Annotated in this window: 9 protein-coding genes; all 9 read right to left on the reverse strand. The window is 46.8% G+C overall.

What is annotated here, in order from left to right; translation table 11 throughout:
• Positions 1–84: 84 nt before the first annotated feature.
• Positions 85–4,944, reverse strand: a complete 4,860-nt coding sequence (locus tag MHI37_RS21750; RefSeq protein WP_076337296.1) for a WIAG-tail domain — start codon at positions 4,942–4,944, stop codon at positions 85–87.
• Positions 4,945–5,106: 162 nt separating this feature from the next.
• Positions 5,107–6,138 (reverse strand): iron ABC transporter permease, encoded by a 1,032-nt coding sequence (locus tag MHI37_RS21755; protein ID WP_076337295.1) that lies wholly within the window; start codon positions 6,136–6,138, stop codon positions 5,107–5,109.
• A gap of 2 nt (positions 6,139–6,140) precedes the next feature.
• Positions 6,141–7,181 (reverse strand): iron ABC transporter permease, encoded by a 1,041-nt coding sequence (locus MHI37_RS21760; protein WP_076337294.1) that lies wholly within the window; start codon positions 7,179–7,181, stop codon positions 6,141–6,143.
• 354 nt (positions 7,182–7,535) lie between these two features.
• Positions 7,536–8,693: a glycosyltransferase family 4 protein gene (locus MHI37_RS21765; RefSeq protein WP_076337293.1), complete on the reverse strand. Its 1,158-nt coding sequence runs from the start codon at positions 8,691–8,693 to the stop codon at positions 7,536–7,538.
• 81 nt (positions 8,694–8,774) lie between these two features.
• Complete coding sequence (gene ytvI, locus MHI37_RS21770; RefSeq protein ID WP_076337292.1) at positions 8,775–9,806, reverse strand: sporulation integral membrane protein YtvI; 1,032 nt, start codon at positions 9,804–9,806, stop codon at positions 8,775–8,777.
• A gap of 68 nt (positions 9,807–9,874) precedes the next feature.
• On the reverse strand, positions 9,875–11,014 hold the full coding sequence (gene yfkAB / locus MHI37_RS21775) for a radical SAM/CxCxxxxC motif protein YfkAB (RefSeq protein WP_076337291.1): 1,140 nt from the start codon (positions 11,012–11,014) through the stop codon (positions 9,875–9,877).
• 132 nt (positions 11,015–11,146) lie between these two features.
• Positions 11,147–12,265, reverse strand: coding sequence for an HD-GYP domain-containing protein (locus tag MHI37_RS21780; protein ID WP_076337290.1), 1,119 nt, complete (start codon positions 12,263–12,265; stop codon positions 11,147–11,149).
• A gap of 149 nt (positions 12,266–12,414) precedes the next feature.
• Complete coding sequence (locus MHI37_RS21785) at positions 12,415–13,863, reverse strand: bifunctional UDP-sugar hydrolase/5'-nucleotidase (protein WP_306010676.1); 1,449 nt, start codon at positions 13,861–13,863, stop codon at positions 12,415–12,417.
• A 35-nt stretch (positions 13,864–13,898) separates the two neighbouring features.
• Positions 13,899–14,900, reverse strand: a complete 1,002-nt coding sequence (gene moaA / locus MHI37_RS21790) for a GTP 3',8-cyclase MoaA (RefSeq protein ID WP_076337289.1) — start codon at positions 14,898–14,900, stop codon at positions 13,899–13,901.
• Between the last annotated feature and the right edge of the window lie 9 nt (positions 14,901–14,909).

Raw genomic sequence — 14,909 nt, forward strand, 5'->3', positions numbered from 1 at the left:
AGGTGAAACTTATACCTTCCTATATTTCAAAGAAAACGCCCCGCAGTCAATAAAGACCTTGCGGGACGGCATTCTACTTTCAGCCTAAACCTGTGCTTTACCCATTGCAATCCAGTTAACATGACCTCTAGGCTCTTGACTGATACGTGTACGAATGATGATGACAGTCGCTTTATCGGCCGACTTAGAATGAACAATCGCATAACAGGCCGGATTGTCAGTCGTTAAAGTCAAGACAAAACAATTGTCTGCAAAAGGCTCCTCGAACGTAATCGTTAATTCGACCTGCTCCGCTTGAACATTGAAGCTATACGGAAGCAACCCAAATTGCTGCTTAACGATACCGCTGCTTGCACTGACGATCACTGGAGAAAACTGCAAGGCTGAAAGCTCAATTGAATGCGGCTGGATATGTCTAGCTGATATAGAGTCATCGGCTATATACGAAGATTGCTTCACTATTGCACCAAGTATAGAATAATCAGGCAGTATACCTGCCGCCAGTTTATCTGCTGTAATGCTGCCAGAAGCTATTTGCTCCGTTCCTACGCTGCTTGGCGCGAGCTTCGCCTTCGTCACGCTTCCCTCAGACAGTTGCTCCGTTCCCACGCTGCTTGACGCAAGCTTTTCTGTCGTCACGCTTCCCTCAGACAGTTGCTCCGTTCCTACGCTGCTTGACGCGAGCTTTTCTGTCGTCACGCTTCCTTCAGACAGCTGATCCGTTCCTACGCTGCTTGACGCGAGCTTCTCTCTCGTTACGCTTCCCTCAGACAGCTGCTCCGTTCCTACGCTGCCTGACGCGAGCTTTTCTGTCGTCACGCTTCCTTCAGACAGCTGCTCCGTTCCTACGCTGCCTGACGCGAGCTTTTCTGTCGTCACACTTCCCTCAGACAGCTGATCCGTTCCTACGCTGCCGAGCGCGAGCCTTTCTGTCGTCACGCTTCCTTCCGACAGCTGATCCGTTCCCACGCTGCCTGACGCGAGCTTTTCTGTCGTCACGCTTCCCTCAGACAGCTGATCCGTTCCTACGCTGCCGAGCGCAAGCTTCCCTCTCGTTACGCTTCCATCCGACAACTGATCCGATCCTACGCTGCCTCGCGCTAGCTTCTCTGTCGTTACACTTCCTTCAGACAACTGCTCTATTCCTACACTGCCTTGTGCGAGCTTCCTTTTCGTTACACTTCCTTCTGACAGCTGATCTGTTCCTACGCTGCCTCGCGTGAGCTTATCTGTCGTTACGCTGTCTTCAGACAGCTGCACTGTTCCTACACTGCCTGCCGCGAGCTTCCCTGTCGTCACACTTCCTTCAGACAGCTGATCTGTTCCCACGCTTAATCGTGTAAGCTTTTCTGTCGTCACGCTTCCATCCGACAGCTGCTCCTCTCCCACGCTGCCAAGCGCAAGCTTCCCTGTCGTTACGCTGCCCTCAGACAACTGATCCGTTCCTACGCTGCCGGGCGCAAGCTTCCCTCTCGTTATGCCGCCTTCCGACAACTGCTCCTCTCCCACGCTGCCTAGCGCTAGCTTCTCTGTTGTCACACTTCCATCAGACAACTGATCCGTTCCTACGCTGCCTAGCACAAGCTTCTCTGTCGTCACACTTCCCTCAGACAACTGATCCGTTCCCACGCTGCCGAGCGCAAGCTTCTCTGTCGTTACGCCGCCTTCAGACAGCTGATCCGTCCCCACGCTGCCGAGCGCAAGCTTCTCTGTCGTTACGCCGCCTTCAGACAGCTGATCTGTTCCCACGCTACATAACGCAAGCTTTTCTGTCGTCACGCTTCCATCAGACAGCTGATTCTCTCCTACGCTTCCGAGCGCGAGCTTCTCTGTCGTCACGCTTCCATCAGACAGCTGCTCCTCTCCTACGCTGCTGAGCGCAAGCTTCGCTGTCGTCACGCTTTCGTCAGTCAAATGCTCCGTTCCTACGCTGCTTGGCGCTAGTTTTCCTGTCGTCACGCTTCCATCCGACAGCTGCTCCTCTCCTACGCTGCCGAGAGCGAGCTTCTCTGTCGTTACGCTGCCTTCCAACAGCTCCTCCGTTCCTACTGCTCCTGCTTCTATCTGAGCACTGCCAATGATGTCAATGGCGAGCTTCTCACGTGTCACAGCACCATCATTTAGCTGCTCGGTTCTTATGCTATTTACAGATAATTGCTTGCTATTGACCGAGCCTGACTTCAGCTTGCTGCCCAAAATACCCTCATCAGCAATTCTATCGAAAACAAGCACATCAGATGCCAAATGAGCAAGCGTAATCGTTCCCTTACGGATATGGTACCCTTGAATCGTATCCGATTTTAAATGCTTGCCTGCCAACGATTCCAGCTGCACATGCTCGCTAGAGACCGAATCCTGGGCAAGCTTTATTTGTGTAACCGATTCGTTTTTCAGCGCGTTCTCTCCAACACTCTGTGGTGCCAAATGCTCAGCGAGCACAGATTCTAGCTGAAGTTTATTCGAGCTAATTGACAAATCAGCAATTTTATCAGATGAAATTCCTTCCTCAGCGATATGCTCCGAACCAACTGCACCCATACAGAGCGCTTCCGCTCCAACTGAACCGTATCTCAAATGCTCAGAGCCGATGCTCCCTGCACTAAGCTTCTCAGCTGTAATCGATTCATCTTCCAAATGTACAGTTTGCACACTGCTCTCTCCCAAATGGATACCAAGCACAGATGCTGCATCTAAATGACGGCTTTGGATCGTTTCATCAGCAATCTGCCTCGACTGTACTGCGCCAAAGGCAAGCTTTTCAGCTGTAACGCTGCCGTCCTTCAGCAGTTCACTCCCAATGGACTTCTCAGCAAGATGGCTGGCTGTAATTGCCTGCGCCTCTATGTGCTCTGAGCCAATAGAATGTAGCTGGATATGCTGTCCTAGTACAGACCTATCAGCGATATGAGCAGATTGTACAGCATGCTGTGCAATCTTAATGCTAGTAACGCTGCTATCTGCAAGCTTAGCCGACGATACACTCAAATCAGTGAGCTTATCCGTGGTCACTGACTCGGGCGACAGCTTGAGCGAATTCACGACGTGATCAGACAAATGATGTGAAAAAACCGCCCCAGGACCAATATTGCGCTCCGTCACTGCACCTTGAGCGAGCTTGTTGCTCGTAACAGAGCCCTCCATCAACTTATCGTTATCTACAGCATTCTCAGCAAGATGCTTGCTTTCAATAATTCCTGATTTCAAATGCTCGCCACTCACAGCTTCAGCACATATAGCGTCACCAGTTACAGCACTAGCCGAAAAATGATACGATTTTATCGCTTCCGGTGCCAGCTTCTGAAAGGTTACAGCCTCATCCTGCAAATGCCGTTTTTCAACCGCATCGTTGGCTAAAATCGTACCATCAACCGCGCCCTCCGTTAGCTTGCTCCTTGAAACCGATTCATCAGCTAAATGGGACATGCCGACAGCCTGTATGCCAATATGCTCTTCTCTAACCGCTTCCGGAGCGAGCTTTTCCTCGTCCACAATCCCATTTTGCAGATGATCCCTCTCGATTACCTTTGGTGCAATATGCCTTGAGTAAACCACTGCTGCAGCCAAATGTGTTTGTAAAATCTGTGCTTCGGCGATTTTGTCTGCTGTTACACTAGCGAGCCCCAAATGGCGATTCAGTACGGAATCATTAGCCAGCTTTTGAGCATTCACACTTTGATCTGACAGCTTCGATACCGTGATCGAATGATCAACCACTTTAATAGTAGATACGGATTGATCCGCAAGCTTCGCCGAATTGACAGAATGCTCAGCGAGATGCTCGCTTTTGATTTGACCTGCTCCGATGTGTGTGCTCAGCACAGATGCTGCTTGCAGGTGAGACGAAGATACCGATCCGTTCGCTAATTGTTCGGCTTCAATTGATTTTTGCTGCAGCTCCCTTGTTCCGATTGCTCCCGCTGTAAGATGTACAGCTTCGATTTCGCCGAGGGCCAAATGCTTTCCTTGAATAATTCCATCAGCAACATGCTCAGCGAGCAATATCCCTGGCTTTAAATGCTCCGCTTCAATCGATTCAGCAGCAATTTTCTCACTCGTAACCGCACCATCACGAAGTTTCGAGCTCGTCACGGCTCCATCGACAAGCTTAGCAACATTTATGATGTCATTTGCCAAATGATCCGGACGTATCGTACCGCTTTTAATTTTCTCCGCAGTAATCGATTGATCGGCAAGCAGCTCTGATGTAATGATTAATTCTTGCAAATGCTTCGATTCAATCGAGCCCTCTGCAATTTTATCCGCGCTAATTGTGCGATCAGCAAGCTTTTCCGAACTAACGCTTCCATCACAAAGCTTACTGCCGGTTATAGATTTATCCTGTATTTTATCACCAGAAATCGAATGGTTCGCCAGATGATTGGCAGTTATCGCTTCATCCGCAATTTTGGACGAGTTAACAGCTCCATCTACTATATGAACACTTCGAACCGTATCATCAGCGAGCGCGCTTGACTTCACACTGCCTGCTTTGAGATTGCTGCTATCTATGGACCCTGGTGCAAGCTTCTCCGATGTTATAGCATAGTCAACCAAATCATCAGTATAAATAAAGCCGATTGGGCCTTCCGGCTCCTTCCTCTCTTCGAGCTTCTCCAGCTTTTCCTCTAGACTAAGCATCGGAGTAAGCTCCTCTGGCTCAACCTGCTCCTCCAGCTCCATCTGCTCTTCTTGCTCATTCACTTCCAGCTGTTCAGTTTCCAGCTGCTCCACTGGTTGCTCAAGCACAGTAATCGCGCCATTAATACTCGCTGTAGCGTCCTCATCATTCACAATTTGTATAGAAATCTTGGCCGATTGTTCCTGTACGGATGCCTTCTTCTTGTTCAGATCATCCAACCACTTTAACTCGGAATCATTTGGATTATCAACATAAAAAAGTGGCTTTCGCCCTTTCGAGCTCTTCCCTTTTCTGCTTTTTGTCATAGTCCTCTCCTTCTTCCACCTCAAATGTCATAGGCAATATATGCACTTACCAGTAGGCTGGCTACTAGGAGACAAGACATTTGTGGCTGCAAAGCTCATAAATACACAAAAAACCGCAGGAGCATCCAGCTCTCCGCGGTTTTTGAATAACAATCCATTCCCTTATTTCGATCTTGATAACAGATATAAAAAATACGGAGCTCCGATTACAGCTACTACGATCCCTGTCGGAATCTCGTTTGGCTGAAACGCCCAGCGTGCCAGCGTATCAGCCACAATAACCAGCAACGCTCCAACGAAAGCCGATGTCGGTATCAATACTTGATGCTGTGGACCTACAAGACGTCTTGCCAAATGCGGAGCAATAAGTCCCACGAACCCGATGCCACCTCCAACAGCGACGCAGGAGCCAGCTAATCCTACAGCCGCCGCAAGCAGCCATGCTCGTTCCTTGTTCACCTCAGCGCCTAGCCCGACAGCCAACTGATCGCCAAGATTTAGTGCATTTAACGATTTCGCTTTATACTGTACGAATGGCAAAATAATGATTAGCCATGGCAAAAGCGCAAGAACATACTTCCAGTTCGTTCCCCAAATGCTTCCAGCCATCCATACGGCAAAAAACTGATATTTTTCCGGCGTAAGACGTAAAATTAATATTTGCATAGTAGCGCTAATACCTGCGGCCACAGCGATACCAACTAATATCATCCGCGTCGGCAATAAGCCCCGATGTCTTTTGTAAGAGAGCACGAATATGATCAGTGCTGTCGTCCCAGCACCGATTAACGCAAGAAACGGCATTAAGAAGATCGAACCCTTTTGCGTCGTTGGATAAAAAGAGATGAATAAAATAACGGCAAGCCCTGCGCCGGCGTTTATGCCGAGCAGTCCCGGATCAGCAAGCGGATTGCGCGAAAGCCCTTGAATAATGCAGCCCGAAACCGCAAAGCCGGCACCAATCAATAGGGATATAACAATACGCGGCAGACGAAAATCAAATAAAATGAGCTCCTGCTTGATGGTTCCAGAACCAAATAACGTTTTAAATACATCGAGTGGCGCTAAGCGAATAAAGCCTGTATTCATACTAATGATAAACGAGATGACAATAAGCGTACTCAGCACTGACATGACAAGAATTGCACGCTTTCTTCTACGCTGCTCGGTAGCTGTAACAAATAAATGATTCATCGCTATTCCCCCTTCATCCTAGTGACAAGATAGAGGAAGAACGGCACACCAATAACTGCAATAATAACACCGATAGCTACTTCCTGTGGAGGGTTGACAATTCGGCTTCCGATATCTGCCATAACCATAAGCAGACTTCCCAATATAGCCGAGCATGGAATAATCCATCTGTAATCTACACCTACAAGAAATCTTGAAATATGTGGAATAATCAAACCTACGAATCCAATGGACCCAACCGCAGATACCGCCGTACCCGCTAATAATAAAACGATAATTACTCCTGCAGCCTTTACAAGTCCCGTTCTTTGACCTAGCCCTGCAGCAACATCATCACCTAAGCTAAGCAATGTAATCGATCGTGATAATAAGAGCGCACCTAACAAGGCTCCGATAATCCATGGCCAAACAATTTGAATCTGAACCCATTTTGTTCCGGCTACTCCGCCTGCATACCAGAAAGCCAGATCTTGCCCGATTTTATAATAAAGAGCTATACCTTCTGTAATAGCCAGCAATAACGCTCCGACAGCAGCCCCAGCTAACGTAAGCCGAACAGGCGTTAAGCCTCCTTTTGCAAGTGAGCCTATACCATATACAAGTCCCATTGATACCGCAGCTCCAATAAAACATACCACCATTAATCCCATATACGATATGGATGGAAAAAAGGCGAAGCAGACTGCTAGCATAAAACCGGCACCAGCGTTAATGCCAAGCAAGCTCGAATCCGCCAGCGGGTTTCTAGTCATTCCCTGCATAACAGAACCTGCTACTGCAAAAGCAGCACCTACTAGGGCTGCTGCAACCGCACGCGGCATCCGCAGCTCTTTAATAATTTGATGCTGAATATTATCACTATTAAAGCGAAATACTGCTTCCCAAACTGTAGATAGACTTATGTCAGCAGCACCGACCGATATCGATAAGGCCAAGGACAATATAAGACCAGCAATCCCACCAAACAAAATAATAGTAGCCCATAAAGGCCGTGAACGCAGCTTAGTACCCTCCAGCGCATTCACTTTCAAAGGAGAAGACATTAGTTAACTACCTTTCTGTACGTAAACTGTTAGTTAGCGTTTTTATTGAAATAAACGGTAATAAAACGATACTTAATTCTATAACTATGTAATAATATTAAAAAAACCTGACACATTGATAACGATTCTCGTTTTCAATATATCAGATTTTAATAGTTATTTCAATTAAATTATTAGGTCTTCCGATGATCGCTTGGCGGTATCAGCTATAAATCATGCTCTTACCGCCTTGAATACGATCTGCGTAAGAAGAAACGGCTGTCGCCGTTTTGGCGGCGCTGCGCGTTTGACTCCGGAAAATATAGAAAGAGTATGGCGAAATGATATCCTTTCCTATATTTTAAAAAACATCGGCTACAAGCCGCTTTCCTTTAGCAGCTCCAACCACTGATCTGCAGTATGCTGCCACGTAAATGTCTGCTCCACTCGCTCACGGCTATGCTCGCCTAGCATTTGTCTTAGCTGCTTATCATGAAGCAGCTGCGAAAGCCTCTCTCGCATCTCCGTTTCAATGTTCTCTTCATTAATTAAATAACCCGTCTCACCATCTCGGATAATTTCCTTCATGCCCCCAGCCCGTGTCGCTACGACAGGTACACCGCATGACATGGCCTCGACATTAACAAGTCCAAACGCCTCCCGTTGTCCTGATGGAACAACGACAACATCCGCAGCAAGCATCCAGCCGGGCACCTCGGAATGCGGTACGTAAGGTACAAATCGAACATAGCCTGGACTTTTCCGTCCCAAATGCTCAAGCTTTCGAGCATACGAGGTTTTCCGATGCGAGCCATAAAACGGGCTGCCAACGATGACAACGACAAGCTCAGGGTGATTTTTGGCCAGCTGAGGCACGATATTAAGCAAATGGTGCACACCCTTCAGCGGAATGAGTCTTCCCATGAACAGCACAACCTTTTTATTGCTCAAGCCTCTTTTTCTGCGAAGACTATCCCGTATAGCCGCGCCCTCAACAGAGTATTGGGAGGGAAACCGTAATGTATCCACCCCGGGATAAACAACTCGGAGCTTCGATGCGGCCTCTGGTACTTTGGATACGACGATTGTTCTTAGAAACTCACTATTTACAATAATTTTATCCGATGCCTGCAAGCATTGATGCAGCTTGGCTGAAGAAATATACGGGGATGAAATAAAAGTAGAGGAATGCAAACTAAGCCATACCTTCTTGTCTGGATTCATTCGCTTCATCGTAATCACAAACTGAGGACGGTTCTCGACATCAATAATATCAGGAGAAAAGCGCTGCACCGCATGTCCTACCTTATAAATATAGCGCTGCTTGTTACCGGCTGGAAACCGTTCACAAACAACGCCATTAAACTTCCCGCGACGGGACAATCGCTTGCTTAATCTACCAAAAATTCGAGGCTCTGCGCTCGGTAACAGGAGCGGTGCAAACTTCTCTATTACCCTTTCTACGGAGCTGCTTCTAGACGAGGGTATAGGAAAGGAGCCCGGGGTGACAATCGCCATCTTAATTGATACCATCTATTCGAATGCCTCCTTATGATCTGCGATATTGCAGTATCATACGCTCTGAGCATTCGCTTTGACAGGGCACCAGCCAGCCTACAGCTTGAATTTCATTTGAAATAATCCAGCCTTGCGTGCTGCCATATAAATAATGACAACTAACGGTCCAATGAAAACACCGATAACGCCTACAAGCTTAAACCCTACATATAAGCTGACAAGTGCTGATAATGAGCCTATTCCTACGGAATCGCCCAAAATTTTCGGCTCTACAATACGGCGGAATACGGTAATGACAAGAAACAGGATGAAAAGTCCGACACCTACGTAGACATCACCTGTCACTAGCAAATACGTACCCCATGGAACGAGCACCGAGCCAGTACCCAGTATTGGCATAATATCTACGATAATGATCAGCAGAGCAATTGCAAGTGGATATTTCACATTTAGCACCAGCAGACCAACCAAAGAAATGATATATGTAAGGGCACTCAAAATGAACTGTGAACGCAAGAAGCCAAAAATTGATTTTTTAAGATTATACAGCACCGCATTCACTTGTGGCTGCGATTTCTCCTCAAATAAGGACAATACGGTTTCTTTCATCGTATTCAGACTGTAGTTCATCATATAAACCGCGACCAAGAAAACAATAAAAAAGATAAACATCCCTGGAATGCTTGAGGCGAAGGCGATGACCGAATTCGATAATGTCCCTACCATTTTCGTTAATGTGCTCGTTAGCTCCATTAACCACTTTTCCAGTGTTTCAATCGTATCTGGCGGTAAATTTTGATAAAGTGATTGACCCTTCACCATCAAATCGTCAACCAAGCCATTAGCATTTTCAAAATAATTCGGTACTTTTTTGAAGAAAGCAACAAGCTCTGCAATAATTTTGACGCCGAGCAAGGCAATCAGACCAATAATAATAACTGTAAACAGGCTGCTTGATATGGTAGCTGCTAGGAGCCTATTCATTCGAAACCTTTTCATGAACAGCTGATTAAGCGGCTCCAGAGATATAGCTACAACAAGTGCAAGCATGAAAGGAGCTCCTACAGTAAAAAACAAATAGAGCAGCAGCAATCCTAAAGCAACGAATATTATTGTCTTAATCGACAATAGCTTCTCCTCCTCTCTATTACTTTATATGCGCTTAATGCCGCTGTTAAACCTGAATTTCCTGCCTCTTACTCGAGCACAGCGCTGCGTTCATGAAAATTGACATCTTTATAGTACATATCTTTTACAAGAAGATTAGGTCCGCAGCAGGCCGCTGCTGGACAATGACAGTTGACGCTTTGAGCGAGCGAATGGTCGAGCCACTTATCGAACAGCTCTTCCAGCTTAGCAGTGCCAATATTGCCGAAGGCAGGGACATCAGAGAAATCGGTAACATAAACATCACCAGTAAACAAATTAACATTCAGTCGATTGCGGCCATCAGGATCATTGCGAACCGTAACATTCGGCTCCTTCAACAATTTTCTTAACAGCTCACGCTCCGCATGATTGGTGCTGCATTGATAGAAGGGCAAGGTTCCGAAGAGCATCCATACTGATTTGTCTCTAGCACTTAGTAATCGGTCGATAGCCTCCAACATTTGCTCACGTGACAGCACTGGCAAATCCTTGGCAAAGGAGCTTGGATACATCGGATGCACCTCATGCCGCTGACAGCCCATTTCAACGATAAGCTCATGGATCTGATCGATTTTATCATAGGTTCTGTAATTGATCATGGACTCAGCAGAAACGAGAACACCTGTCTCGCTTAGAAGCTTCGCATTCTCAATCATGCGATTATATAGCTTGGTCGCCGCTTCAAGCGACACATGATGACCTGCTTTCGCAAATCCAATTTGGTGAAAGTCCTCCGGCGACGTATAATTGAAAGAAATATGCATTACATCGAGATAAGGAGCCAGTTGCTCATAACGTTTGTATGGAAGCGTTACGTTCGAATTAATTTGCGAACGAATGCCGCGGCTGCGCGCATATTGAAGCAGAGGCACCATATAATCTCGTACCGTTCGATCGGAGAAGGTAGGCTCCCCACCTGTTATGCTAATGGTCTCCAAATGCTCTACCTCATCTAGACGATCAAGCATTTGCTTAAGTGGAAGCTTAGCAGGCTCCGAGATGACGAGCGTGTCTCCCACGGCGCAATGCTCGCAGCGCATATTGCATAGATTGGTTACCGTCATTTCCACGCTAGTTAAACGATGCCGTCCGAATTGCTGAAGCGAGCGAATCGGATCCCACGGATCATTCGTCGGCGACAGCTTCGAGAGCGGTCTTGTAGTTTGTTGAATATCAATTGTGTTCATTATTCTCAGCACCTGACTTATATCTGGATTAAATCATTCTTTATTTATTGTAATGCTCGAGTGCAAAGTAAGCAAATAAAACGAGAAAAAACGAGAAAAAGGAGCCTTATCGGCTCCCCAGCTCAAAAACCCCTATATGCCCGACGCACGCTGAATATCCGTAATATCGTCATTCACGCTTACAATCATCACCGTAAGCTGCTTCGATAGGTCTACTTCATAAGGGAGCTTTAGCTCCTCGCCTGCTTCATTATACAATACACGGACAATCGGTCTATGCGGATAAGAATGATTAAGATCAGATACGATGCCCATTTCGCCAGTTTGCAGCTTTACGGTAATTCCAATAGGATAGATTGCCACCTTGTCACGGAACAACTGCAGCATTTGCTGCTCATACAGTGTTCCTGTCCCCGCATACAGCCGCTCAATCGCATGATGTGGCAGCATCGGCGAGCTGTATATACGATTTGTCGTCATCGCATCATACGAATCGACCAGCCCAATCCACTTCGCATAATCATGAATCTCATTACCCTTGATCCCCCGCGGATAACCGCTTCCGTCAATACGCTCATGATGCTGAAAAGCACAATGTGCAACAAGAAGCGGCAAATTCGGCTCATCCTTGAGCAGCTCATAACCAATTTTAGCGTGCTGCTTGATCGCTTCATATTCCTCATTCGTTAGAGATCCAGGCTTCTTCAGCACATCAACCGGAATCTGTGTTTTGCCGATATCATGCAGCAGCGCACCCATGCCAAGCGTAGTCAACTCATCTCTAGAATAGCCGTTTGACATGCCAAGCAGCGTGGTGTAGACACAAACATTCAAAGAATGCTGGTATAAATAATGATCAACTGAGCTCATATCCATCAGCATGATCATAGCATCACCATTTCCAGATAAATCATCAATAATCATATTCATCATTTGCTTAAATGGCTGAGCTATATAAGGATAGGTAGTACCCTTCTTACGCTTAGGACGATCCATCATTTCACGAAAGCTGGTACGAATTTCTTTGAGTGCAATCATCATCGTATCCTCGCTAATAATAGAAGGAGGAACAATATCATCCGTTCTCGGATCTGATATATAAACATATTGTATTCCGCATTGCTCTAAGCGGAAAATTAGTCGTTCCGTCAGTTCAATATTCTCACCAAGCAAGACAAGACCTTCTTGCGAAAAAATCTTTTTGGCCAGCTTCATGCCCGACCTGCATCTCGATATTGGCAGCAAACGCATTTTCTCGATCCTTCCCCATAAAAAGATATGCTAAATATTACATCGGAAAAAGTCGCTCGTAATATTAATGTACGGGAAAACCGAGAAAATCGCAACCATTTTTTAGTGTTTTTTCGACATAAATTGTCGGTAACCGTCACATTTTTCGATTAAACTGAAACATCTCGCCAACGCAGCTGGTGGCATTCGATAAGAGCCGACGTATTTTTTAATTGGGAAGCAATGACATCTCGAATGAATTCAGGCAAATAATACGTGAATTGAGCAGCTTTAGCCAAGGTCTCATAACCAGCCTTGAAACTGAACATATCGATCGTGCCAACCGTATATAGACGTGAGTCCACTAACGGATCGCCATTAACTTCAACAGAAACGATTTTGCTCATCGGCGGAAGGGAGGAATCATACGTTAACCGCATGCCGTCAATCGCGAGCGTGCCAAGCACCTCGCCCCGAAATCCATACCCTTTAATGGGCTTATGAATGAATTCAGGCAACAGTGCCTGCTCAAGCGCGATTCTTATTTCAATGCCTTCAATGCTTATCCGGCAGGGATTGATTGGTGATGGACAGAGGGCATGCAATTCTCCCTCCGTTACATCACCCTTAGCGAGGCCGCCGAGCAGCTGTCCTGTGTTGACGATGCCAATCTCGGCATCAGTCCAGTAACGCAAGCCGGCTGCCAGAAGATTGACGAGCGGCGATTCTTTCTCGACTCTGGCTGGCAGCGGACTGTCGAGTCTTTCAATGACACGGCTCAGACGCTGCTGAGCCGTATTTCGGTAGCTGCTGATGATCGCAGCAGCAGCAGGATGCTCTGCCCATGCGGCAGTAGGTACGCATGCAGCTCGAAATATAGGACGAGATGAGATCGAATCGATTCCGATTTCAACTCTTCCGATATACTCTCCGAATTTACCGGCCGCACAGATCGTCGTATTGCCGATTACAATCGGCACCTCTAATAAATGATGCGTGTGAGCACCCAGTATTAGATCGATCTGCGGTATCCTCTCCGCCATTTGCCTGTCATTAGACAGTCCCAGATGCGACATCACGACAAGAACATCAACCTGCTCGCGCAGCTGCTCTGCTTGCCTCCTAACCGCTTCAAAAGGATCAGTAACCTGCCACCCAAGCAGTGAATAAAAGTCCGTAAATGCAGCCGTAACCCCAATAATGCCGAATCGCAGCCCATCCTTATTAATGATGGTGCTTGGAAGAAGCCAGTCAGGCTGCTCTTGTGTTGCAGTCTCCAGCATATTAGCACACACTACCGCAAATTTCGCACGGTTTGTATAAGCGTCCGCAATTGTCTGAAAAGCGTAGGTCAAGCCCTCATTATTACCAAGGGTAACAGCCTCATAACCAGCATCGTTCAACAATTCCACATTAACTATTCCATCGCTGCCTTCTGTTTCTACCCGCATTCGATCCATATGATCGCCGATGTCTAAGGCCAGCACCCGATCACTGCCGTAGGTTCGCCGCTCCTCTGATATAATAGAGGCGATTTTGGCTGCATGCTCCAGACGACTATGGATATCATTGCTATGAAGGAGCACTACCCGTGTACGAAAGCTGTCTGTCAAGTTCATCCACGCCTCCCAGCTTCTATTCTAACTGGCTATCGCTAGCCCCCTATTTGCGACATTCGACGCTCTGTTGGGATGTGAGATTGCTCACCATCCGCGAGCTTCGCTGCCATTTCATGATTCTCCGGCTTAATGTCCATCGCTCGAAGGAGCAATTGCTTCATTTCCTCCGGATGGCCAAAGGCTTCCTTTACATTCAATTCATCGACCCAATAAAGACAAGGCTTAATCGAGCCGTCTGCCGTTAAGCGTAATCGATTGCAGTTGCTGCAAAAATGATCGCTTATAGGATGTATAAGTCCGAATGATCCGCGTGCACCCTTCATCTGCCAATCATCGGAAGGCCCGTTACCGTGTACATTTGCTCTCCTGCTAATATCATATCCTTCTTGCCCAGCAACCTCGAGCACACGAGTGAGTGACAAATAGTGCTTTTTCCAATTTTCATCCGCGTGACCAATCGGCATATATTCAATAAATCTAACATGCAAAGGCTGCTCATAAGCAAGCTTAAGAAATGATGCAATTTCATCCTCGTTGACTTCCTTGAGAAGCACGCAGTTCAGCTTTATTGGTTCAAAGCCCACAGCAGCTGCTGCTTCGATGCCCTCCATAACCTTTTTAAGCTCGCCGCGCCTTGCTATAAAGCGAAATCTTGAGGAGTCCAGTGTATCGAGACTAATATTAACACGATTCAAGCCAGCCGCTTTAAGCGCTTCAGCTTGCTTCGCTAGAAAAATTCCATTAGTCGTTAATGCTATATCTCGAATGCCAGGAATGGCAGATAAACGGCTAATTAAACGATCAAGGCCAGGGCGAATCAATGGCTCACCGCCAGTAATACGAAGCTTCGTAATGCCGAGCGCTGCGCCCGCCTCGACTACCTCGACGATGTGATCATAAGATAATAGATTTTCGGATTCAGTGAATTCCATTCCTTCCTCCGGCATGCAATACAAACATCGCAAATTACAACGATCAGTTACTGAAATTCGCAAGTAATCATGTACCCGTCCAAAACGATCCGTCAATATAGGCATGAATCTCAC

Source organism: Paenibacillus sp. FSL H8-0548 (assembly GCF_038630985.1).
In the GTDB taxonomy this organism is placed as follows: domain Bacteria; phylum Bacillota; class Bacilli; order Paenibacillales; family Paenibacillaceae; genus Pristimantibacillus.